25 protein-coding genes are annotated in these 22,393 nt (G+C 71.5%); 10 read left to right on the forward strand and 15 right to left on the reverse strand.

Annotated elements, in window-relative coordinates; genetic code table 11:
* Positions 1 to 39: 39 nt before the first annotated feature.
* Positions 40 to 474 (reverse strand): MarR family winged helix-turn-helix transcriptional regulator, encoded by a 435-nt coding sequence (locus QM626_RS13305; protein WP_415077435.1) that lies wholly within the window; start codon positions 472 to 474, stop codon positions 40 to 42.
* A gap of 31 nt (positions 475 to 505) precedes the next feature.
* Here QM626_RS13305 and QM626_RS13310 point away from each other — a divergent pair, with 31 nt between their 5' ends.
* Positions 506 to 748: a hypothetical protein gene (locus tag QM626_RS13310; RefSeq protein ID WP_415077436.1), complete on the forward strand. Its 243-nt coding sequence runs from the start codon at positions 506 to 508 to the stop codon at positions 746 to 748.
* 93 nt (positions 749 to 841) lie between these two features.
* A complete protein-coding gene (locus QM626_RS13315) occupies positions 842 to 1,000 on the forward strand; it encodes a hypothetical protein (RefSeq protein ID WP_415077437.1) in 159 nt (52 codons plus the stop codon).
* Between the two features lie 28 nt (positions 1,001 to 1,028).
* Here QM626_RS13315 and uvrB read toward each other — a convergent pair whose 3' ends face one another.
* The 7 genes from uvrB to rpsA all read right to left on the reverse strand — a co-directional run bounded on the left by uvrB (position 1,029) and on the right by rpsA (position 11,364).
* The gene (gene uvrB / locus QM626_RS13320; RefSeq protein WP_415077438.1) at positions 1,029 to 3,107 is read right to left on the reverse strand and encodes an excinuclease ABC subunit UvrB; all 2,079 of its coding nucleotides are present in this window, start codon (positions 3,105 to 3,107) and stop codon (positions 1,029 to 1,031) included.
* 54 nt (positions 3,108 to 3,161) lie between these two features.
* On the reverse strand, positions 3,162 to 3,758 hold the full coding sequence (coaE, locus tag QM626_RS13325) for a dephospho-CoA kinase (RefSeq protein WP_415077439.1): 597 nt from the start codon (positions 3,756 to 3,758) through the stop codon (positions 3,162 to 3,164).
* A gap of 28 nt (positions 3,759 to 3,786) precedes the next feature.
* Positions 3,787 to 4,971, reverse strand: coding sequence for a hypothetical protein (locus tag QM626_RS13330; RefSeq protein WP_415077440.1), 1,185 nt, complete (start codon positions 4,969 to 4,971; stop codon positions 3,787 to 3,789).
* A 5-nt stretch (positions 4,972 to 4,976) separates the two neighbouring features.
* The gene (locus QM626_RS13335) at positions 4,977 to 6,716 is read right to left on the reverse strand and encodes an ATP-binding protein (RefSeq protein WP_415077441.1); all 1,740 of its coding nucleotides are present in this window, start codon (positions 6,714 to 6,716) and stop codon (positions 4,977 to 4,979) included.
* Positions 6,717 to 6,765: 49 nt separating this feature from the next.
* On the reverse strand, positions 6,766 to 7,971 hold the full coding sequence (locus QM626_RS13340) for a hypothetical protein (protein ID WP_415077442.1): 1,206 nt from the start codon (positions 7,969 to 7,971) through the stop codon (positions 6,766 to 6,768).
* Positions 7,968 to 9,734 carry a sensor histidine kinase gene (locus QM626_RS13345; protein ID WP_415077443.1) on the reverse strand — a complete coding sequence of 589 codons (1,767 nt, stop codon included), beginning with the start codon at positions 9,732 to 9,734 and terminating at the stop codon, positions 7,968 to 7,970. Before QM626_RS13345 ends, QM626_RS13340 begins: the two co-directional genes overlap by 4 nt.
* 175 nt (positions 9,735 to 9,909) lie before the next feature.
* Complete coding sequence (rpsA, locus tag QM626_RS13350; RefSeq protein ID WP_415077444.1) at positions 9,910 to 11,364, reverse strand: 30S ribosomal protein S1; 1,455 nt, start codon at positions 11,362 to 11,364, stop codon at positions 9,910 to 9,912.
* 258 nt (positions 11,365 to 11,622) lie between these two features.
* Between rpsA and msrA the strand changes: the two genes are divergently transcribed.
* The 3 genes from msrA (at position 11,623) to QM626_RS13365 (ending at position 14,686) form a co-directional block, all read left to right on the forward strand.
* Entirely contained in the window at positions 11,623 to 12,168 is a 546-nt protein-coding gene (gene msrA, locus QM626_RS13355) for a peptide-methionine (S)-S-oxide reductase MsrA (RefSeq protein ID WP_415077445.1), read from the forward strand.
* A 46-nt stretch (positions 12,169 to 12,214) separates the two neighbouring features.
* Positions 12,215 to 13,246, forward strand: a complete 1,032-nt coding sequence (locus QM626_RS13360; RefSeq protein ID WP_415077446.1) for an LLM class flavin-dependent oxidoreductase — start codon at positions 12,215 to 12,217, stop codon at positions 13,244 to 13,246.
* 102 nt (positions 13,247 to 13,348) lie between these two features.
* Positions 13,349 to 14,686, forward strand: a complete 1,338-nt coding sequence (locus tag QM626_RS13365) for a DUF222 domain-containing protein (RefSeq protein ID WP_415077447.1) — start codon at positions 13,349 to 13,351, stop codon at positions 14,684 to 14,686.
* Between the two features lie 26 nt (positions 14,687 to 14,712).
* Here QM626_RS13365 and arr read toward each other — a convergent pair whose 3' ends face one another.
* The 4 genes from arr to QM626_RS13385 are packed head-to-tail and all read right to left on the reverse strand — an operon-like array spanning position 14,713 to position 16,888.
* On the reverse strand, positions 14,713 to 15,135 hold the full coding sequence (gene arr, locus QM626_RS13370; RefSeq protein WP_415077461.1) for an NAD(+)--rifampin ADP-ribosyltransferase: 423 nt from the start codon (positions 15,133 to 15,135) through the stop codon (positions 14,713 to 14,715).
* 22 nt (positions 15,136 to 15,157) lie between these two features.
* A complete protein-coding gene (locus QM626_RS13375) occupies positions 15,158 to 15,724 on the reverse strand; it encodes a YdeI/OmpD-associated family protein (protein WP_415077448.1) in 567 nt (188 codons plus the stop codon).
* Positions 15,721 to 16,287, reverse strand: coding sequence for a ribonuclease H family protein (locus tag QM626_RS13380; protein ID WP_415077449.1), 567 nt, complete (start codon positions 16,285 to 16,287; stop codon positions 15,721 to 15,723). Before QM626_RS13380 ends, QM626_RS13375 begins: the two co-directional genes overlap by 4 nt.
* A 22-nt stretch (positions 16,288 to 16,309) precedes the next feature.
* Positions 16,310 to 16,888 (reverse strand): flavin reductase family protein, encoded by a 579-nt coding sequence (locus tag QM626_RS13385; protein WP_415077450.1) that lies wholly within the window; start codon positions 16,886 to 16,888, stop codon positions 16,310 to 16,312.
* A gap of 90 nt (positions 16,889 to 16,978) precedes the next feature.
* Between QM626_RS13385 and QM626_RS13390 the strand changes: the two genes are divergently transcribed.
* From QM626_RS13390 to QM626_RS13400, 3 genes are read left to right on the forward strand one after another with little or no spacing between them, the layout of a single operon-like run.
* A complete protein-coding gene (locus QM626_RS13390) occupies positions 16,979 to 17,641 on the forward strand; it encodes an LON peptidase substrate-binding domain-containing protein (RefSeq protein WP_415077451.1) in 663 nt (220 codons plus the stop codon).
* Between the two features lie 22 nt (positions 17,642 to 17,663).
* Complete coding sequence (locus QM626_RS13395) at positions 17,664 to 18,140, forward strand: hypothetical protein (RefSeq protein WP_415077452.1); 477 nt, start codon at positions 17,664 to 17,666, stop codon at positions 18,138 to 18,140.
* Positions 18,141 to 18,157: 17 nt separating this feature from the next.
* On the forward strand, positions 18,158 to 19,189 hold the full coding sequence (locus QM626_RS13400; protein WP_415077453.1) for an FUSC family protein: 1,032 nt from the start codon (positions 18,158 to 18,160) through the stop codon (positions 19,187 to 19,189).
* Positions 19,190 to 19,192: 3 nt separating this feature from the next.
* On the opposite strand, the gene QM626_RS13405 is transcribed toward QM626_RS13400, so the two are convergent.
* Both QM626_RS13405 and QM626_RS13410 read right to left on the reverse strand, forming a co-directional pair.
* Positions 19,193 to 19,534 carry a TraR/DksA family transcriptional regulator gene (locus QM626_RS13405; protein WP_415077454.1) on the reverse strand — a complete coding sequence of 114 codons (342 nt, stop codon included), beginning with the start codon at positions 19,532 to 19,534 and terminating at the stop codon, positions 19,193 to 19,195.
* Between the two features lie 20 nt (positions 19,535 to 19,554).
* Complete coding sequence (locus tag QM626_RS13410; RefSeq protein ID WP_415077455.1) at positions 19,555 to 20,145, reverse strand: nucleoside deaminase; 591 nt, start codon at positions 20,143 to 20,145, stop codon at positions 19,555 to 19,557.
* Between the two features lie 96 nt (positions 20,146 to 20,241).
* Here QM626_RS13410 and QM626_RS13415 point away from each other — a divergent pair, with 96 nt between their 5' ends.
* Together QM626_RS13415 and QM626_RS13420 are read left to right on the forward strand one after the other, a co-directional pair.
* Positions 20,242 to 20,778 (forward strand): hypothetical protein, encoded by a 537-nt coding sequence (locus QM626_RS13415; protein WP_415077456.1) that lies wholly within the window; start codon positions 20,242 to 20,244, stop codon positions 20,776 to 20,778.
* On the forward strand, positions 20,769 to 21,533 hold the full coding sequence (locus tag QM626_RS13420) for a hypothetical protein (protein WP_415077457.1): 765 nt from the start codon (positions 20,769 to 20,771) through the stop codon (positions 21,531 to 21,533). Before QM626_RS13415 ends, QM626_RS13420 begins: the two co-directional genes overlap by 10 nt.
* A 1-nt stretch (position 21,534) precedes the next feature.
* Here QM626_RS13420 and QM626_RS13425 read toward each other — a convergent pair whose 3' ends face one another.
* On the reverse strand, positions 21,535 to 22,245 hold the full coding sequence (locus tag QM626_RS13425; RefSeq protein ID WP_415077458.1) for an IclR family transcriptional regulator: 711 nt from the start codon (positions 22,243 to 22,245) through the stop codon (positions 21,535 to 21,537).
* Positions 22,246 to 22,393 lie beyond the last annotated feature (148 nt).

Consider the following 22,393-nt stretch of genomic DNA (forward strand, 5'->3'; position numbering starts at 1 on the left):
CGGGCTCCGCGCTTCGCTCTGGGCGCACGTCCGGTCGTGTCAGGATGCCGCGCGCCGGCCCGCGAAGGGGGCGAGACCGTCGCGCAGCGCCGCGAGCTCGTCGGCGTCCATGCCCACGGCGGCCATGATCTGCTCGGGCACCCGCAGCGCCCGCTGCCGGAGAGCCCGACCGGCGTCGGTGAGCGAGATGTCGAGGATGCGCTCGTCGTCGCTGCGGCGGCTGCGGCGCAGCCGCCCCTGCGCCTCGAGCCGTTTCACCAGCGGCGAGAGCGTCGCCGGCTCCATCGCCAGCTCCGCCGCCAGCTCCCGGAGCGACCGGGGTGACCGCTCCCACAGCGCGAGCATGACGAGGTACTGCGGATGGGTCAGGCCCAGCGGCTCGAGCACGGGGCGGTAGATCGAGACGACGTTGCGCGCCGCGGTGACCAGGGCGAAGCACACCTGGTTCTCGAGCTTCAGCAGGTCGTCGGTCATGGCCTCATCCTAACAATTAGTTAGTACACTAATGTTCATGGAACGAACGGGAGACGACAGGCGCCCCCTGCGCGAGCGGGTGCGCGAGGCCGGCGGCTGGTACGCGTTCGTCAACTCGCGACTCATCCGCGCCGCGGGACCGGCCGCCGTCGGTCCGTACGAGACGGAGCCCGAACCGCAGCGCGCCGAGCGGCCGTGTCCGCTGTGCGGTGAGCCGATGTCGCGTCACACCTTCGATCGCTCCGGGTCCAAGCCGCTGATGTTCTGCCCGTAGCGGCCGGTTCCGGCGCCGCGGTCCTCTAGCGCGCGAGACCGCCGTCGTCAACGGGCAACCGGGTACGGGAGCGGACGCGGCATGATCGCAGTCATGACCGCTCTCGCTCTGATCCTGCTCGTCGTCGGCATCGTCCTGCTCCTGCTGGGCGTCTTCGTCGCCGCGGCGAAGTTCCTGCTCTGGGTGGGCATCGTGATCATCGTGATCGCGATCATCGCCTGGCTGCTGCGCTTCATCCGCCGCCAGGTCTGAGCCCGTCACCGTTCGGCCGGCGTGCCGGTCAGGCGTGACCGGCACGCTCCATGGCGCGCAGCTCCTTCTTCAGGTCCTGCACCTCGTCGCGCAGCCGCGCGGCCAGCTCGAACTTGAGCTCGGACGCCGCTGCCAGCATCTGATCCGAGAGGTCTCCGATCGTCGCCTCGAGCTGAGCGGCCCCCTCGGCGGCGATGCCCTCGCGTCGGAGGTTCGGGGTGGGGGACTTCCCCTTGCCGGCCTTGCCCATCGCCGTCTGCCGCGCGAGCATCGCCTTCGTGTCGGCTCCCTCGCGGATCAGGGCGTCGGTGATGTCCGCGATCTTCTTGCGCAGCGGCTGCGGGTCGATGCCGTTCGCGGTGTTGTAGGCGATCTGCTTCTCCCGCCGCCGCTCGGTCTCGTCGATGGCGCCTCGCATCGAGTCGGTGATCGTGTCGGCGTACATGTGCACCTGACCGGAGACGTTGCGGGCAGCACGCCCGATCGTCTGGATGAGGGACGTGCCGCTGCGCAGGAAGCCCTCCTTGTCGGCATCCAGGATCGAGACCAGCGACACCTCCGGCAGGTCGAGGCCCTCGCGCAGCAGGTTGATGCCGACCAGCACGTCGTAGACGCCCGCGCGCAGCTCCGTGAGCAGCTCGACGCGGCGGAGCGTGTCGACGTCGGAGTGCAGGTATCGCACGCGCACGCCGTGCTCGCCGAGGAAGTCGGTGAGCTCCTCCGCCATCTTCTTGGTCAGGGTCGTCACGAGCACGCGCTCGTCGCGCTCGACGCGGATGCGGATCTCTTCCAGCAGGTCGTCGATCTGTCCCTTGGACGGCTTCACCACGATCTCGGGATCGACCAGTCCGGTCGGGCGGATGATCTGCTCGACGACCCCGTCGGCGATCCCCATCTCGTAGCGGCCGGGCGTGGCCGACAGGTACACGGTCTGACCGATGCGCTCCTTGAACTCGTCGAAGCGCAGCGGCCGGTTGTCGAGCGCCGACGGCAGGCGGAAGCCGTGCTCGACGAGGGTGCGCTTGCGCGACGCGTCGCCCTCGTACATCGCCCCGATCTGCGGCACCGTCACGTGCGACTCGTCGATCACGAGCAGGAAGTCGTCGGGGAAGAAGTCGAGCAGGGTGTGCGGCGGCTCGCCCGCCGTCCGCCCGTCGAGGTGCCTCGAGTAGTTCTCGATGCCGCTGCAGAACCCGAGCTGCTGCAGCATCTCCAGGTCGAACGTGGTGCGCATCCGCAGCCGCTGCGCCTCGAGCAGCTTGCCCTGCCGCTCGAACTCCGCCAGCCGCTCGGCGAGCTCGGCCTCGATCGTGCCGATCGCACGCTGCACGACGTCGGTGCCGGCGACGTAGTGGGAGGCCGGGAAGATCGGCACCGACTCCATCCTCCGGATGACCTCGCCGGTCAGCGGATGCAGCGTGTACAGCGCCTCGATCTCGTCGCCGAACAGCTCGATGCGGATCGCGTACTCCTCGTACACCGGGATGATCTCGATCGTGTCGCCGCGCACGCGGAAGTTGCCGCGGGAGAAGTCGACGTCGTTGCGGTTGTACTGCATCGCGATGAACTGGCGGATGAGCGCGTCGCGGTCGTAGCGCTCCCCCACCTGCAGGGCGACCATCGCCCGCAGGTACTCCTCCGGCGCGCCCAGGCCGTAGATGCACGACACGGTGCTGACCACGACGACGTCGCGCCGGCTCAGCAGCGAGTTCGTGGTGGAATGCCGCAGCCGCTCGACCTCGGCGTTGACCGAGCTGTCCTTCTCGATGAACGTGTCCGTCTGCGGCACGTAGGCCTCGGGCTGGTAGTAGTCGTAGTACGAGACGAAGTACTCCACGGCGTTGTGCGGCATGAGCTCGCGGAACTCGTTGGCCAGCTGCGCGGCGAGGGTCTTGTTGTGCGCGAGGACGAGGGTCGGTCGCTGCACCTGCTCGATCAGCCACGCCGTCGTCGCCGACTTGCCGGTGCCGGTCGCGCCCAGCAGCACCACATCGGTCTCACCGGCGTTGATGCGCGCGGCGAGATCGGCGATCGCCTGCGGCTGGTCGCCACTGGGGGCGTATTCGCTGACGACCTCGAAGGGCCGCACGGATCTGGTGGTCTGCACCCTCCCAGGCTAGGCGCCCCCTCGGACATCGGCGCCGTGTTCGCGGCGCCGGAGTCAGGCGCGCAGCCGCTCCCACAGCGCATCGACCTGGGCGAGGGTGTCCGCCTCGGCCCCGGCGGTGTCGATGACCTCGTCCGCGATCGCCAGACGCTCGGCATCCGTCGCCTGCGCCGCGATGCGCGCCGCCGCGTCCTCCGGGCTCATGCCCCGCAACGACACGAGCCGCTGGGCGCGCACCTCGGCCGGCGCGTGCGCGACCACGACCAGGTCCCACCGGTCGCCGCCTCGCGCCTCCACGAGCAGCGGCACGTCGTAGACGACCACGGCGGCCGGATCGGCCGCGAACGCGGCCTCGAACCGGCGCTGCGACTCGGCGCGGACGGCGGGATGCACGATCGCGTTGAGCCGGGCGAGCGCGTCGGCGTCGCCGAAGACCCGCGCCCCCAGCGCGGCCCGGTCGAGGGTGCCGTCCTCGCGGAGCACGTCGGCACCGAATTCGGCGGCGATGCGCGCGAGGGCGGGAGTGCCGGGGGCCTGCACGTCGCGGACGATCTGGTCGGCGTCCACGATCACGGCGCCGTGCTCGGCGAGCCGGCGCGCGACGGTCGACTTCCCGCCGGCGATGCCGCCGGTCAGCGCGATGAGAGGCATGCTCCGAGCATGCCATGCGGCGTCGATCTCACTCGATCAGACGCCGCGCCGCGTCCGAGCTGCCGCCGAAGACGACCGAGGAGTCCGGGTTCACCGCGGCGGACATGGCCGCCTCGCGGGCCGCCGTGATCAGGCCCTCGGTGTCGTAGCCGACCGTCTCGCTCAGGGCCACCCCCACCCCGACCACCGGGATGACCGCGCCGGTGACGGCGCCCAGCGTGTCGAAGAGGCCGCGATAGATCGCCGCCGCCTGACGCCGGGCCTCGGCGGCCGTGGCCGGGACCGTCGCCACCAGCAGCCCCCGGCCGTCGTCCTCCCCCACGAACGAGGTCGACGGCGCGAATCTTCTGACGCCCTGGCGCCACGCGCCCTCGACATCCCCTGCGACGTCCATCCCGAAGGCGGTCGCGATCTGGCGCAGGTCCTCCACCCGCACCGAGATCACTCCCACCAGCTCCCCGCGCCAGCCCGCCCGTTCCGTGATGTCGGTCACGGCGCTCGCGAAGGTCGGTCCGAGCATGATGCCGTCGCTGGTCACCCCGCTGCGGCTCATCCACGCGTATGCTCGCAGATCGGCCCGGGTCGCCCGCAGCACCGAGGTCACGACCACCGCGACGATCGTCAGCGTCACGGTGACGATGCTGGCGGAGTTCGAGCCGAAGTAGATCGCGAACAGGTCGCTCTCGGGCCCGGCCGTCATGAACACCGCCAAGCGCACGGCGTAGTACGCGGCCGCGACCGCCAGCACCACGGCGAGCGCCCACGAGGTCCGGATCCGCCCCATCGGCCGCCGCACCGTCTCGATCGCCGCGCACACCGACAGCACGATCAGCACCGCGCCCATCACCGGCCAGCCCGCCCAGCCTCCGCCGTCCGGCCCGTAGAAGATCACGGCGACGGCGGTGAGCAGTCCGCCCGCCACGACGACGAGGACCGCGGGCGGCATCCGCCGATGATTGAACCGCCGGGATCCCAGCCACATGCACCCCATGGTGCTGACGAACAGCGCATTGCCGGCCGCGACCGCGACGAAGCCGCCGATCCCCGCCGCCCACATCATGTACGCGACCGTGGTGGCCATGCCGCTCAGGTAGGCCAGCGACCACGCGCGACCGGCGCCTTCGTCACGTCGCAGCAACGTCTCGACCAGGTAGACCGCGCCGGCGACGTTGCAGACGATCGCCGTGAGGAGGGTGGTGGTGAACAGATCCATCCCGGTCACTCCCCGTCCGGCGGCGCATCCGTCGCGGACGCCGCCAGCCGCGCGGCCTCCGCGCTGGCCGGGATGCGCACGATGAAGGTCGATCCGGCCCCGAGCGCCGAATGCACGGTCACGTCGCCCCCGTGGGCGCGCACGATGTCGCGGCTGATGGAGAGGCCGAGCCCGGTGCCGTCCACCCCGGTGCGGGCGCGGAAGAAGCGCTCGAACAGCCGCTTCTGATCGGCGTCGTCGATGCCGATGCCGGTGTCGCGCACGAGCACCCAGGTCGAGACGCCGTCGGTCGTGGTGCCGAGGACCACCTCGCCGCCGTCGCGGTTGTACTTCACCGCGTTGCTGATGAGGTTGTCGACGACCTGACGGATCCGGAGCGGGTCGGCGTACGCCCGCGCCGCCTCGACGCCGGTGTCGGCGATGCTGATGGCCTGCTCCGCGGCGCGCGGTCGCCACGCCTGCGCCGCGGTCCGGACGATCTCGGCCATGTCGACGTCCTCGGGCGAGATGGTCATGTCCACCGACAGCCGGGAGGAGCTGGAGGCGGCGAGGATGTCGGAGACGATCTCCAGCAGACGCTCCCCGTTCTTGCCCGCGACCTCGAGGTCCTTCGCCGCCTGCTCCGGATGGTCGAGGTGGTCGATGGCGAGGTCGATGTAGCCGAGCACCGAGGTCAGCGGGGTGCGCAGCTCATGCGACACCGAGGCGACGAGCCGGTCCCGGGCCCGCAACGCCGTCATCTCGCTGGTGACATCACGTGCCATGAGCACGCAGCCGGCGTCCTTGCCGTCCGCGTCGCGCAGCCGCCGCGCCGTCATGCTCATGGCCCAGCGACGCTCGCCCGGGGACGTGTACCAGACGATCTGGTTGTCGAACACCTCGCCGCGCAGCGCGCGGCGCAGCGGACGCTCGTCCACCGGCAACGGCGTCGTGCCGTCGGCCCGGAACGCGTCGCCATCCGGCTGGTCGACGTTGCCGAACCCGGGGATGCGGCTCTGGAAGCGGCCGAGCGCCTCGTTCACGACCGTCACGGTGCCGTCGGGACCGACCCGCACGACGCCGAAGTCGACCGCGTCGAGCACCTCGGTCACCAGCTGCTCCTGGTGCTGCGCGCGATGCATGGCACCGGTCAGGAGCACGGCCTGCTTGTCCAGCAGCACCTGCTGCGCCGTGAACCGTCGCGTGCTGAGGAAGCTCGTCATGGCGATCGCGAGGATGACGACCGGCAGCAGCACCGTCGAGTACGCGAACGCCGCCTGCGTGTCCAGCGCGACGATCGTCCAGTACGCGGCGGTGATCGTCGCGAACTGCACGATGAAGCCGATGACGCCGAGCGTCGCCATCCACATCGCCGGGAACGCCCACAGCAGCCCGAGGCCGCCGGTGGGCTGCGCCTGGCGCAGCAGCGCGATGGCGAAGATGTCCGCCAGGGGCACGAGCAGCATCCAGCCTCGCGCGATCGCCTGCCACGGCACGACGAGCGTGACCGCGCCGCCGACGAAGACGACCAGCATCCCGACCAGGAACAGCCCCGCCCCGTCCGGAGACCCGAGCGCGACCACCATCGCCGCGACCACCAGGACGATGGCGCACAGCAGGAGCTGGTTCAGCATCGCCGAGCGGCTTCGGCTGCGCTCGGTGTGGCTGCGCGGCGGATCCGCCAGCTCCGCGCGCAGGCCCTGCCACAGCGGCCGCGCCGCGGCGGCGCCGCCGGGCTCCGCCGTCGCGTGCGTGTCGGGATGCATAGGCCCGACGTTAGCGGAGCGGGTCCGCCGGCGCGTCGAGACCCGCACGTCAGACCGGCTCGGCCGGGAACGGGTCGACGGCGAGGTCGCGCACCGTCGCGATGACGACGGAGGCCTCTTCGCTCGCGCCTGCCTCCTCGGCGGCGGCGAGGGCGCCGGCCAGGAGCACGTCGGCGTCGTATCCGAGGGCGTGGCTCAGCGCGACGCCGATCCCGATGCCCGGCACCACGATGTCGCGCGATTCGATGAAGTCCCGCACGATGCCGCGGTACAGCAGGCCCGCCTGCCGTCGGGCGTCGGCGGCGCTGGATGCCAGCGTGGCCACGTGCATCGTGCTGCTGTCCGCGGCCTCGCCGACCAGCGCGATCGGCGAGGCGAAGCGCCGGACGCCGGCGCGCAGCGCCGCGGCCATCTGATCGGCGGGCTCACGCCCGAACGCGACCGTGACCGCCGGCACGTCGTCGATGCGGACCGCGATCACCGCGACGAGCTCGAGCCGCTCCGTGGAGCGGCGGAGCAGGGACTGGAGCCTGCCGCGGAAGACCGGCAGCGGCAGGATGTCGGGATCGTCGGCCCCGACGCCCCGGGAACCGCCGACGAGCACCGCGCGCAGGACGAAGACGCTGATGCCGATGAGCACGACGACGACGACGACCACGATCGCGGTGGTCGCCATCCCGAACCAGCGGGTGTAGGCGTCGCCGTCGCCGCCGGCCGTGAACAGGACGATCACGCGGACCGCGGAGTACGCGCCCAGGATGATGCCGCCGAGCGCCATGAGCAGGCTGATCGCCCTCGCCCGCAGACTGCCGGTGACGGCGTGATAGATGACGCCGACGGACAGGCCGCTCAGCGACAGCAGCAGCCACAGCTCACCCGGCGCCGAGACGGCGCGGACGGTCTCGGCGATCGTGGCGGCGCCGGTCAGCAGCGCGAGCCCGACGATGAAGAAGGCGGGTCCCTCGACGTTCGCCTGGTTGTATGCGCGGGCGCCGAGGACCAGCGCGCCGACCGACCCCACGAGCGCCGCGTGGCTCAGGCCGAGCCCCCAGGCGAACGGCCACGACGAGTCCCCCGCGATGGAGCACACGTAGGCGAAGACCACCGCCATCGCCAGCAGGACCGCGGCGAGGGCCCACAGTCGCGCGCCGCCGACGTCGCGCGCGAGCATCGAGACGACGATGTACGCGACCGCGATCACCATCACGACCGCTCCTGCGACGACCGACGCCGTGGCACCGTCCAGCGCGATCACGGCTGCTCCTCGCTCGCCCGGATGATCGTGACGTCGGCGGGCTCGACCTCCGCCGGGGTGAGGCCGTCCAGGCTCTCCGCCGTCGCCGGCAGCCGCACGCTGAAGGTGGTGCCGATGCCCAGCCGGCTCGTCACCGTCACGTCGCCGCCGTGCGCGCGCACGAGGTCACGGCTGATCGCGAGGCCCAGGCCGGTGCCGCCCCGGTTGGCGTCGTCGGCGCGGAAGAAGCGCTCGAAGAGGCGTCCGAGGCTCTCCTCGGACAGGCCGATGCCGGTGTCGGTCACCGTGAGGGTCGTGGTCAGACCGTCGCTGTGCGTGCGGAGCGAGACGACGCCGCCGTCGCGGTTGTACTTGACGGCGTTGCTGATCAGGTTGTCGATCACCTGGCGCATCCGCAGCGGGTCGGCGTAGGCCGGGGCGCTGACCACGGCATCCACGTCGACCTCGATCGCGCGTTCGGCCGCGGCCGGGCGCCACGACTCACCGGCCGCCCGCACGAGATCGGCCAGGTCGATGTGCTGCTGCGAGATGGTGAGGTCGGCGCTCATCTCCGACCGGCTGGAGGCCGTGAGGATGTCGGAGACGATCTCCAGCAGCCGGGACGCGTTGCGCTCGGCCACCTCGAGGTTGTTCCGTGCCTGGGCCGGCACCCGCGGGTCGTCGACCGCGAGCTCCAGATATCCGATGATCGAGGTCAGCGGTGTGCGCAGCTCGTGCGACACCGAGGACACGAGCGAGTCCCGCGCCCGCAGCGCGGTCAGCTCCGTCGTGACGTCGCGCGAGACGATCACCGCGCCGGTGTCGGATCCGTCCCCGGCGTAGGTGCGGCGGGCGGTGATGCTCAGCGCTCGCCGTCGGCCGCCTTCGGAGCCGAACCAGACGATCTGGTTGTCGAACACCTCGCCGCGCGCCGCGCGCGCGAAGGGGATGTCCTCCCGTTCGATCGGCGTCTTCCCGTCGGCCGCGAACACGGCCCCCTGCTCCAGGCCGACGGCGTCGGCGGTGCGCACCGCGCGTTGCAGGCGGGCATGCGCCTCGTTCGCGACGGTCGTCGAGCCGTCGATGGCGATGCGGATGACGCCGAAGTCGACCGTGTCGAGCACCTCCGCCAGCAGCTCCTCCTGCCGCTGCGTGCGACGGAGGGTGCGCGCCATCGTCCGCGTCTGCCGCTCGAACAGCCGCTGCTGGGCGACCAGCCGTCGCGAGAGCACCAGCGCGATCGTGGCGACGAGCACGATCATGAGCGGGAACGTGAGGTTGTAGTAGGTGAGGGTCTGGCCGGGCGTGAGGATCGTCGCGGCGAGCATGATCGCAGGCACGACCAGGATGCTGATGATGTACCCGATCAGCCCGAAGAACACCGACATCCAGATCGCCGGCACGAAGAACAGCAGGCTGAAGCCGGCGGACGGATCGGCCTGGCGCAGCAGCGTGATGCCGACCAGGTCGGCCAGCGGAACCGACAGCAGCACCCAGGGCGAGATCAGATGCCACGGGGTGAGCACCACGGCGCAGCCGAGCGCCAGCAGGATCACCGCGCCGATGAGGAACAGGCTCATGTCGCCCGAGAGCGGGAACGGCACGACCAGGATCGCGAACACCAGGACGATGGCGCACAGGCTGAGCTGCAGCGTGGTGGCCATGCTCCCGCGTCCCCCGGTGAGGAAGGGCGGCAGGGCGAGCGTGCGGAGGAGTCCGCCGACGGACGGCGGCGGGGCCGATGGCGTGTCCGGCTCGGACGGCTCCGCCTCGGGGATCGTCATAGGTCGACGTTACCGTTCCGTGGGGCGCGTTCCGGCACCGTGCCGAGAGAGGGGGATGCGGTCACGTCGCGCCTTCCTCCGATCGATCCGGCGGGCGCCAGCGTAGCAGCCCGAGGCCCAGACGGCGGAAGGGCCGGGACCCGACGGTCCCGGCCCTTCCGTGGAGGGGTGATGCTCAGCGACCCGCGAGCTTCTCGCGGAGGGCGGCCAGCGCCTCGTCGTCGGCGAGGGTGCCCGCCGGCGAGGAGTCGCTCGAGTAGGTCGAGCCGCCGACGGCGGCCTCGCCGATCGCGGTGGCCTCGGCCTCGAGCGCCTTGGCGACCTGCGCCTTGTGCGCCTCCCAGCGGGCCTGCGCGGCGGCGTACTCGGCCTCCCACGCGATGCGCTGCTCGTCGAAGCCTTCCTTCCAGGCGTTGGTCTCCGGGTCGAAGCCCTCGGGGTACTTGTACTCCCCGTTCTCGTCGTACTCGGTGACCATGCCGTACAGGGCCGGGTCGAACTCGGTGCCGTTGATGTCGACGGCCTCATTGGCCTGCTTGAGCGACAGCGAGATGCGGCGACGCTCCAGGTCGATGTCGATGACCTTGACGAAGACCTCTTCGCCGACCGAGACGACCTGCTCGGCGAGCTCCACGTGCTTGCCCGACAGCTCGGAGATGTGCACGAGGCCCTCGATGCCGTCCGCGACGCGGACGAACGCGCCGAACGGGACCAGCTTGGTGACCTTGCCCGGGGCGATCTGGCCGATCGCGTGGGTGCGGGCGAAGACCTGCCACGGGTCCTCCTGCGTCGCCTTCAGCGACAGCGAGACGCGCTCGCGGTCCAGGTCGACCTCGAGGATCTCGACGGTGACCTCCTGGCCCACCTCGACGACCTCGCTGGCGTGCTCGATGTGCTTCCACGACAGCTCGGAGACGTGCACGAGGCCGTCCACGCCGCCCAGGTCGACGAACGCGCCGAAGTTGACGATCGAGGACACCGTGCCCTTGCGGACCTGGCCCTTGTGCAGGTTGTTGAGGAAGTTGGAGCGGGACTCCGACTGCGTCTGCTCGAGCAGGGCGCGGCGCGAGAGCACCACGTTGTTGCGGTTCTTGTCGAGCTCGAGGATCTTCGCCTCGATCTCCTGGCCGAGGTAGGGCGTCAGGTCGCGGACGCGGCGGAGCTCGATGAGCGACGCCGGCAGGAAGCCGCGCAGGCCGATGTCGACGATCAGGCCGCCCTTGACGACCTCGATCACCTGACCGGTGACCACGCCGTCGTTCTCCTTGATCTTCTCGACGTCGCCCCAGGCGCGCTCGTACTGCGCACGCTTCTTGGAGAGGATGAGGCGGCCTTCCTTGTCCTCCTTCTGGAGGACGAGGGCTTCGACCTCGTCACCGACGGAGACGACCTCGTTGGGGTCCACGTCGTGCTTGATGGAGAGCTCGCGGGAGGGGATGACACCCTCGGTCTTGAAGCCGACATCGAGGAGGACCTCGTCGCGGTCGACCTTCACGACGGTGCCGGAGATGAGGTCGCCGTCGTTGAAGGACTTGATGGTCAGTTCGACCGCGGCCAGGAAGTCCTCAGCGGATCCGATGTCGTTGATCGCGATCTGCTTGGTGGCCGGGGCGGTCGTTGCGGTAGTCATGTAGTGGGTTGTCCTTGTATGGGTAGGGAGTCGGGCCGGAGCACACGCGAACACGGCGACCGGTCTCCCAGCCAAACGGATGCGCACGCCACGGCGAAGCGGATTGTTCATGCGGCGTCACACGGGCACGCCGAAAGCAGGCGCACAGAAATGACACTTCAGCGTACCAGAACCGGCTTTCGGGCTGGGAGGATGCGGAACGGGACCAAAATCGGACCGCCGCGCGTTGGTACCGGATGGACAGAGAGGATGCTGCTCATGACAGACACCGGAGAGATCACCCGCCGCGAGGGCACCGAGACCGCCGTGCTGGCCGGGGGCTGCTTCTGGGGGGTGGAGGAGCTGATCCGCCATCAGCCGGGGGTGCTCGACACCCGCGTCGGCTATACCGGCGGCAGCAACGATCACGCCACCTACCGGCACCACCCGGGGCACGCGGAGGCGGTCGAGATCGTCTTCGACCCGGCGCGGACGTCGTACCGCGACGTCCTGGCGTTCTTCTTCCAGATGCACGACCCCTCGACGCTGAACCGGCAGGGCAACGACATCGGCACGAGCTACCGCTCCGCGATCTTCCCGCTCACGCCGGAGCAGGAGCGGGTCGCGCGCGAGACGATCGCGGATGTCGACGCCTCCGGCCTGTGGCCGGGTCCGGCCGTGACCACGATCGAGCCGGCAGCCGCGTTCTGGGAGGCGGAGCCCGAGCACCAGGACTACCTGCAGCGCATCCCGTTCGGCTATACGTGCCACTTCCCCCGCCCGGGCTGGGTGCTGCCGCACCGCGACGAGGCCGGCGCCGGCTGATCGTATTCAGCGGAATGGATGGCGGTGCCGGGGCGTTGCCGCCGACATGGAACGCTTCGGAACCCTGTCCTTCGGACATTACGGCCCGCTCGGCGGCGGTCGCATCCTGACCGCCCGCGACTCGATGCTCCAGGCGATCGACCTGGCGCAGGGCATGGACGAGCTCGGGGTGAACGGCGTCTACTTCCGGGTGCATCACTTCGCCCGGCAGCAGTCCTCCCCCATGCCGCTGCTGGCGGCGATCGCGGCGACGACATCGCGCATCGAGATGGGCACGGGCGTCATCGACATGCGGTACGAGAACCCGCTGTATCTCGCCGAGGAGGCGGCATCCGTCGATCTCATCAGCGGCGGCCGGCTGGCGCTGGGTGTGAGTCGCGGCTCACCCGAGTCGGTCGTGCGCGGCTACGAGGCGTTCGGCTACATCGGATCCGACGACGAGCGCGGCGCCGACATCGCCCGCGCACATTTCGACACCTTCCTCCGTGCCGTCGACGGGGCGCCGATGGCGCAGCGCGACCCGGCGAGCCCCTTCGGCGGCGGGACGGGCGGGCAGCAGATCGAGCCGCACTCGGTGGGTCTGCGGTCGCGCGTCTGGTGGGGCGCGGGCAACCGGGACAGCGCCCGGTGGGCAGGACGCATCGGGGTGAACCTCATGTCGTCGACCCTGCTCACCGAGGCGACGGGTCAGCCGCTCGACGTGCTGCAGGCCGAGCAGATCGACGAGTTCCGCGCCGCGTGGGCCGAGGCCGGTCACGAGGGCACGCCACGGGTGTCCGTGAGCCGCAGCATCTTCCCGATCACGACCGCGCAGGACGCGATGTACTTCGGCCGCAGCCAGGACCAGGACGGCATCGGCATCATCGACGGCGTCCGCTCCACGTTCGGCCGCACCTATGCCGCGGAGCCGGATGTGCTGATCGAGCAGCTGCAGCAGGATGCCGCGATCGCCGCGGCCGACACGCTCATGCTCACGATCCCCTCGCAGCTGGGCGTCGAGTTCAATCTGCACGTCGCCGAGTCGTTCGCGCAGTACGTCGCTCCGGCCCTCGGGTGGGTGCCGACCACGGAGAAGTGACGCGCAGCTGCGGTACCGTCCCGCAGACATTTTCGAACAGGAGTTATCCACAGACTGCACTTTCATCGTATATACGTCTGATGTGGGTGCGAGGATTCTGCTATGAAGACGACGCCGCTCACCCCCGCGGACCGACGGGCCGCCGAGCGCATGGACGCGCTCTTGCCGCGGCTGGTCGAGACGCGGCGACGCCTGGCGCAGCTGCAGGCCGAAGAGGCGCGGCTGCTGGCGGAGACGGCGGCGGTCGCCGACGAGTGGCGGCAGGCGTGTCCGGCCTCGGAGGCCGAGATGCCGCACCGGATCGTCGCCGCGGAGATCGCGACGGCATGGCGGGTCAGCGATCGCACGGTGCAGCGGGAGATGTCGGATGCCGTGAGCCTGGTGCGCGATTTCCCCGAGACGTTCGCCGCCCTGGAACGGGGGGCCGTGTCGCGGGCGCACGTGCGGGTGATCCTGGGCGCGGGCACGCCGATCGAACGCCCCGAGCTGCGCGCCGAGTTCGAGGGGGCGGTGCTGCCGTATGCCGAGAAGGCGTCCGCATCCCGCCTCGCGCCGCTCGCACGACGCCGCGCCGAGTGGTACCTGGAGGAGACGATCGCTCAGCGCCACCGGCGCGCCTGCGAGGGCCGCCACGCTCGGCTCACCGACCTCGATGACGGCATCGCCCAGCTGGTCATCGTCGGTTCGGCGGTGCTGCTGCACGGCATCTACGACCGCGCCACCGCCCTCGCCCACGCCGACGCGGACGCCACGAAGAACCCGACCGGCACCCGCGACGCGGTCGGCGGGCCCGAGACCGGGAGCGGAGACGGCGACGGGCCCGACCGGCGCACGATCGAGCAGCGCCGCGTCGACGTCCTCACCGATCTGCTGCTCAGCGCCGACCCGACCGCGCACGGCGTCCCGACCGGTGCCGACGCGATCCGCGCGACGGTCTCGGTGACCGTGCCGGTGCTGGCCCTGATCGAAGACCGGGTCGCCGACCCGTTCGAGACGGCTGTCCTCGACGGGTACGGGCCGATCGACGTCGGCACCGCTCGGGGGCTGGCGGCCAACGCGCCGGGATGGGACCGCATCCTCACCCATCCGATCAGTGGCGCAGTGCTCGCCGTGGATCGCTACCGACCCTCGAAGAAGATGCACCGGCATCTGCGCGTGCGCGACCAGCACTGCCGGTTCCCCGGATGTCGCGCGCACGTCGATCATGGCGACATCGATCACACCGTCGACCACGCGCTCGGCGGCCCGACAGACGTGCGCAATCTCGCGGGCCTGTGCCGTCGACATCACACCCTGAAACATCATTCGACCTGGCAGGTGCGCCAGACCGGCGGCGGAGACCTCGAATGGACCAGCCCGACCGGACGCGTCTACACCGACCGCCCGGTGAGCACGGTCGCCTTCGCGACCGATGCCGAGTTCGATCCCGCCCCGTTCTGATCCCGGAGCGCCCGGCCGGCTTCGCGTCAGTTGATGATCTCTGCCCGCGGATCCGCACGCAGCGCCGCCAGTCTCTCCCGCCACAGTGCGAGCGCCTCCGGCGTCAGCCGCGTCCACTCCGCGACCTCTTCGACGACCCGGAGCGGCGCCGTGCTGCGGTATGAGCGCGTGGGGTTGCCGGGGAACTTCTTGTCGGTGACGTTCGGGTCGTCCTCGAACGGACCGGTCGGCTCCACGAGGTACACGCGCGGGACGGCGTCGCCCCCGGCGAGCTCGGCCGCGATCTCCGCCGCGAGTCCGGCGCCGTCGACGAGGGCCGTGAAGTAGACGTGGTTCATCACCACCTCGGGGCGGTAGTTCGACCTGCGCCCCGACGTGAGCAGCTCCCCCGGGCGCAACACGGCGACCGTGCCGTGGAAGAACGGTCCCGCCTCGAGCGCTGCAGCCATCATCCGATCCTCCTATGCCGCGTCACTGCGGGTACGGGTATTCCCCGCGCGCGAGCCCGTCCACCAGCCGCGCCACGCGGCCGGCGCGAGCCGCGGGCGTCGCCGTGGCGATGCGGTGCAGGATCGCGTAGCGGTTCGTGCGGCTCGCCGCGGCGAAGGCGACGGTCGCGGCCGGGGAGTCGGCGAGGGCGGCCGCGAGATCGGCGGGCACCGCTATGGCCGCCGCCCCCGCATAGGCGCGATCCCAGCGTCCGTCCGCCTGCGCACGATCGATCTCGGTCTGGCCGCGAGGCCGCATCCGCCCCTGCTCGAGCAGCACCGCGACTAGGGTCACGTTGCGCTGCGACCACAACGACGCCTTCCGCCGGGGCGTGAACCGCTGCAGGAACGTGGTCTCGTCGCGCCCGCGTTTCTGACCGTCGATCCATCCGCTGCACAGCGCCTCCTCGAGCGCCTCGGCGTATGTGAGCGAGGTCGGCTCCCGAGTGCCCTTCTTGGCGAGCACGACCCAGCCCCCGTCGTGGACGTCCTCGTTCTCGTCCAGCCAGGCACGCCAGGCCGCCGCATCCGGCAGCAGGATCTCGCTCATCGGCCGGCCCGGTCTGCGGCGGCGCGCGGCGGGTCGACGCTGACGTCGATCGGGTCGAGGCCGCGCAGCGAGGTCCACACGAGCTGCTCGCCCTTCGCCGCATGCTGCGAGGCGCGCACAGCGCGCTCGTCCGCCCAGCTGTTGAGGCGGTGGCCGGCATGGCCCCGCACGTGCTCGAGCACGACGTCGGGCCTGCCCGCCGCGCGACGCGCGTCACGGGCCGCGATCAGCTGCTCCAGGATGTCGCGGTTCGCGACCGGCTTCTTCGCGCTCGTCACCCAGCCGCGACGGCGGTGACCGTCCATCCACGACGAATACGTGTCGATCGCGTACTTCGAGTCGGCCTGGATGACGAGCTGCTCGACATCCGCGTGATCGGTGATCGCGTGCAAGAGACCGAGCAGCTCGCCGATGTTGTTCGTCCCGGCCGGCAGCGAGCCCGCCGCCCAGTGGCCGTCCTCTCCGACCCACGCCCAGCCGGCCGGGCCGGGATTGCCCTTGCAGGCGCCGTCGGTCGCGACGATGTAGCGGTCGGTGGGATGCGGGGAGCTCTCGGACGGCACTCCCCCAGTCTTCCAGGCCGCGTCAGTCCCGGATGCGGGAATGCTCCCCGAGGCGGTGCCAGGTGCGGTTGTGGTACACCAGCGCGTCGCCGTGCTCGCCCGGGGTGACGTCGCGGGCGATGTCCGACTGCAGCGCGTGGGCGGCGATCACGGTGGAGCCGCCCGCGTTCATGCGCTCGACGATCGAGCAGCGCACCCAGGCGCGGACGCCGTTGTACACGGGCTCGCCCGTGACCAGCCGCGTCCAGATGCGGTGATCGGCGAACCGGTCGACGCCGCTGGTCGAGGCGAGCCGCGCGACATCGAGGTCGTCGGCGTCGAGCAGGTGGACGACGATGGTCTCGGCCGCGAGGATCGCCGGGGTCGCGGAGGACAGCGCGGAGACGGAGAAGATGAGCAGCGGCGGGTCCACGCTCACCGACGCGACCGAGGTCGCCGTCAGCGCGACCGGGCCGTCGGGGCCTTCCGCCGTGATGACCGCGACGCCGCCCGGGTGTCCCCGGAACAGTGCCTTGAACTCCTCGGCCGACAGGGAGGCCGCGAGCGCCCGCTCGTGCTCGCTGAGGTGGCTCTCGTCGCCGTGAACGGATGCGCTGCTCATGGTTCGACCGTACGAGTCGCAGCCGGTGCCGGCGTTCGGCGATGAAACACAACGCAATGCGCCCGGCTCCGGCGGTGGTTGACTGGGCGCATGGAACCGGTCGCGATGTTCCCGCTGAACACGGTCCTCCTGCCGGCGATGCCGCTGCCGCTGCGCATCTTCGAAGAGCGCTACCGCATCATGCTCGGCCGGGTGCTCGACGAGGACGAGCCCGAGTTCGGCGTGGTGCTCATCGCGCGCGGCCACGAGGCCGGCGGCGGCGACGTGCGCCACGACGTCGGCACCATGGCGCGCATCGCACGGGTCACGGCGGGCGAAGGGGATGTGGGGGTGCTCGCGGTGGGCGGCCGCCGCATCCGCGTCGCCGAATGGCTTCCGGACGACCCCTACCCGCGCGCGCTCGTCGAGGAGATCCCGCCGCTGACCTTCGCCGAGCCGCTGGCGCCGCTGCTGGAGACGGTGGACGCGACGGTGCGTCGGGTGCTCGCGCGCGCGGTCGAATACGGCGACACCCGCTGGGACGCCTCGATCCGGCTGAGCGACGACCCCGTCGCCGCGGCGTGGCAGCTCGCCGGCATCGCCCCGGTCGGCCAGCTCGACCGGTTGGCGCTCGTCGGCGCCGGCACGCTCGGCGAGCTGCTGCAACGCACGCTCGACCTCACGATCGCGGCCGAGCCGGGCCTGACGGCCGACGGCGAGCCCGACGACGTGGACGCCGCGATCGAGCAGCTGCTGCGCGACGAGGACGACTGAACGGCGCGCGTAGGCTGGATCGGTGCCCGCCCCCGTCCGCTTCCGGCCGCCGCGCGGCCGGGTCGTCGCCCTGCTGGTCGCCTGCCTGCTGATCGCGGTGCTCGGCGTCGTCATCGTCGCGCTCAACCTCGACAACCTCGTGAGCCTGCTCATCGGCGCCGCCGCGGTCGGCCTGTTCGGCATCGGCGGCACGTTCTCGCTCGTGGGTCAGCTGCGCACGCCCACGCTGCGGGCGGATGCCGAGGGCTTGCGCATCGGACGGGTCGGCACCGCCCCATGGCCCGATGTCGAGCGGTTCGGCACGACCACGCGGGACGAGCTCGGCGTGCGCTTCCGCCGCACCGACGCGCTGCTGGCGAAGGCTCCGCGCGCGACGACCCGTGAGACGACGCTGCGGCAGACCCGCGCCGCCAGCGGCTACGACATGCTGTTCACCCGGCGCGAGCTCGGCGCCGGCCCCGCCGACGCGGCCGCCGCGCTGCGGCCGTTCCTGTCCTGACGCGTAGCGTGGGGGCCATGCAGGTCACCGCCGCCTTCCGCGCGCCTCGACGGTCGCCGCTGCTGCAGGTCGTCAAGTCCGCGCTCGCGATGGCGGCGGCGTGGCTGCTGGCGGGATGGCTGATCCAGGGGCCGTTGCCGGTGTTCGCCGCGATCGCGGCGCTGCTGGTCGTGCAGCCGAGTCTGAACCAGTCGTTCGCGAAGGCGATCGAACGCTCGATCGGCGTGATCGCGGGCGTCGTGATCGCCTCGATCCTCGGCCTCGTCTTCGGCAGCGGGACCTGGGTGATCCTCGTCGCCGCGACGCTCGGCCTGCTGCTGGCCTGGGCGGTGCGGATGACGGCGGGCGGCGCGAGCCAGGTGGCGATCAGCGCCGTGCTCGTGCTCGCCCTCGGCACCACCACACCGGGGTACGCGCTCGATCGCATCCTCGAGACGCTGCTGGGGGCTCTGGTCGGCTTCGCCGTGAACGTCGCCCTGGTGCCGCCGGTCGCGGTCACGCCGGCGCGCGATGCGATCACGCTGCTCGGGCAGGAGCTCGGCGCGACCTTCATCCGTCTGGCCGACGCCCTCGAACGTCCGCTCACGCCGGCCGAGCGGCAGGGGCTGCTCGTCGAGGCACGACTGCTGCGCCCCATGCTCGAGAAGGCCGAGAAGGCCCTGGACACGGCGGGCGAGTCGTTGACGCTCAACCCGCGGAGCGCCCGGCACCGGGCCGACCTGGCGCGGATGCGGCACCTGCTCGACCTGTACACGCCCATGATCACGCAGCTCATCGGCATGACCCGCACCGTCTGCGACGGCTACAGCGCCGACCTCGTCGACGAGCCGGGCGTGCGCGCGATCGCCGAGCAGCTGCGCCGCGCCGCGCACGACCTCGCGCTGATCGACACCGACGCCCCGGCCGCCGCGGAGGAGCCGCCGGCGCTGACGACCATGCTGCAGCTGCCGACGCCCTCGCCCACGCACTGGGTGCTGATCGGGTCGCTGCTGGAGGATCTGCATCGCATCCACCTCACCCTCCGCGAGGGCGTCGAAGCCGCCGGGTGACCGTCAGCGGTGCCGCGCGGCGCACGACACGCAACGCGTCGCGGCAGGCAGCGCCTCGAGGCGGGCGAGCGGGATCGCCGCGCCGCAGTCCACGCAGACGCCGTAGACGCCGGCATCCAGCCGCGCCTGCGCCTCATCCAGCGCCGCCAGCTCGGCGACGGCCTCGACCCGCAGGCCTGCGAGGCGGGACCATTCGCCCGAGGCCGTCGCCCCCTCCGGATCGTGTTCGTCGTCGGCCCCGGCCGTGTCGCCGCGGGCGGCGAGGAGCGCGGCGACGTTCGTCTCGATCGACGCCAGCCGCGCAGTCACCGCACGCCGGCGCGCGGCGAGAAGATGAGCGTCCACGCCTCCAGTATCGTCGCGGCCTACTCGACCTGGCCGCGCGCGTTGTAGACGAGCGAGTCGCTGTCACCGTAGGCGCGGAACACCGCGACCGCCTCGTCGTGACGCACGCCGATCGTCACCCGGATGCCGCGGGCCTCGAACTGGGCGGCCCAGTCGTCGACGACCGGTCCCTCGTCGAATCCGCTGAGCTCCTCCAGCTCCGGGCCCTCGCCCGCGACGACGAGCGAACGGACGCCGCTCCACATCGTCGCGCCGTAGCACATGACGCACGGACGCCAGTTGACGACGAGCTCCAGGTCCGCCCCGCCGGCACCGAGGTCCCAGCGCCCGAGCGCGGTCTGGGCGAGGCTCAGCGTCGTCACCTCGGCGTGCATCGAGCTGAGCCCCGACGCGAGCACCACGTTGACGCCGGCCGAGACCAGGGCGCCGGACGCCGCGTCCACCACGATCGCCGCGAACGGACCGCCGCTGCCCTCACGCCAGTTGCGATCGGCGAGCGCGTTGACGAAGTCCATGCGGTCCTCGAGCGTCGGCAGCACGGCGGGAAGCGTGTCGAGCTCGGCGGTGAGCCAGGCGGGCAGGGAGGCGGAGACGTGGGTCGCGAGGGTCATGGGGCAATCCTGACCGCTGTGGATGACGGCCCTGTTACGACGCGTGCTGTGGAGAACAGCGAGCGGCGCCGGATGCCGCTGGCTAGCGTGTGAGCCATGACACTGCGCGTCGGGACGGCCGCCGCCGGGATCGTGCTCGCCGCGGCGCTGCTGGCCGGCTGCGTGCCCGACCCCGATCCGACGCCGAGCGCCACCGGCTTCGCCGACGAGGACGCCGCCTTCGCCGCGGCGGAGGCGACGTACCGGGCGTATGTGGATGCGCTCAACCAGGTCGACCTCAGCGATCCCGCCACGTTCGAGGAGGTGTACCGGTGGACGACGGGGGATGCACTTTCGCAAGAGAAAGAATCGCTCTCCACCATGCACGCCGATGGATGGATAGTAAGCGGCGCTTCTTCAGTAATCGCGTTTCGTTCGGTTGCCGTCGATCTCGTAACGGGTGATGGGAATGCACTCGCGTGCGTCGACGTCTCAGCCGTAACGTTGGTAGACGCAAACGGAGCTTCCCAGGTCTCTGCTGACCGTCCCGACATACAAACGGTCACGGTTGCATTCGAGTTCTCCTCCACATCCCCCACGTTGGCCCTGCTGACCAGCTTGGAGGGTGCCGCCGAGGATGTCGCATGCGACTGACCGGCTTCCTGATTGCAGCAACGCTGGCGATCTCTCCAGTGGTCGTCACTGCTGAGGAGGCAGGTTGTGGTTCCAGCGGAATCTGGGGCAGCGACTGCACCATCGAGAACACCGGCACCGAGGTCGACATCGGCGCGACGATGAGCGATGCCGGCACGTCGGGTGACAGCGGTGGGTCCGGCGGCTCCGGTGACAGCGGTGCCGCGGAGATGCTCGAGCCCGTCGTGTGCACGAGCGAGCTGTGCCGTGGCAACTACTCCGCGGTCCGCATCCCCGACGTCACGATGGCGGACCTCGCCTCCTTCCGGCCGGCGTCCCCGTCCATCTCCTCCGAGCCGGCCGGGATCGGCCTGGTCGGCATGCCCACCAACCTCGTGACGGCTGCCGAGACCCGCACCGTGTCCGGCGAGCTGTTCGGCTACGCCGTCACCGTCCGCTTCACTCCCGCGGCGTACGTGTTCGACCACGGCGACGGCACCAGCCGGCGCGCCACGACCGGCGGCACGACCTGGGCGGCCCTCGGGCAGGCCGACTTCACGCCGACCGCGACGAGCTACGCCTACTCGTCGCGCGGCACGTACACCGTCGTCGCCTCCGTCGAGTACACCGCGCAGGTCGACTTCGGCGGCGGCTGGCGTGCCGTCCCCGGCATCCTGACGCTCGCGTCGTCCGGCTACGACGTGCGGATCGTCGAGGCCCGCACCGCTCTCGTCGCCCGCACCTGCCTCGAGAATCCGACCGGTCCCGGCTGCTGAGCTACGTGAGCAACGGCCTCAGCCGCTCCGCGGTCGCACGCAGCGCCGGCAGCACCTCGTCCGGATCCTCGATCCGGTGCCGCGGGCCGGAGAAGGCCACCGCCGCCACGAGCACCTCGCGCTCGTCCCGGATCGCCACCGCGAGGCACCCGAACCCCGGCACGACCTCTCCCACCTGACGGGTCGCGCCGAACGCGCGGAGGTCGGCCCGCGCCTGCGCGACGATCGGTCCCGCCTCTCCCCGCTCCGCCAGCAGCAGCCGCCCGAAGGCGAAGCGCCCCGGCTCGCGCGCCAGCCGACGCTCGTCGCTGAACGGGAAGTCGGGGTCGGCGTCCACGATCGTGATCCTGCCCTCGTCGTACCGCACGACGTGCACGCCGCCGCGGATGCCGGCACGGGCCTCGGCGAGGACCGTCCGCGCCGCCGAGGGGAACCGGGCGGGCGCCGCCGCGGAGGCCAGCTGGACCACCTTGGCGCCGAGCGCGAAGCCCGCCAGGTCGGGCGTGCGCACCAGGTACTCGTCCTGCACCAGCAGGTTCAACAGCCGATAGGTCGTGGCGCGCGGCAGGCCCAGCGCGGCCGACACCTCCCGGGCCGACACCCCGGCCCCCAGGCCCGCGACCGCCTCCAGCACCGCCAGCGCGCTGTGGATCGCGCGCGGCTGCCGGGCGGTCAGCGTCGGGACGGGCTCCGGCGCGGGGATGTCAGCCATCGTCCGACGCCGCCTCCTTCGCCACCCCGCCCAGCACCTCGGCGGCGATCGGCTCGTCGTAGGAGCCCACGCGACGCAGACCCGCGCGGTCGCGGCGCACGCGCACGACGACGGCCGCCGCCACCGCCACCGCGACCGCCGCGGCGAC

The sequence above is a fragment of the Microbacterium sp. genome (assembly GCF_047606385.1).
Classification (GTDB): Bacteria; Actinomycetota; Actinomycetes; order Actinomycetales; family Microbacteriaceae; genus Microbacterium.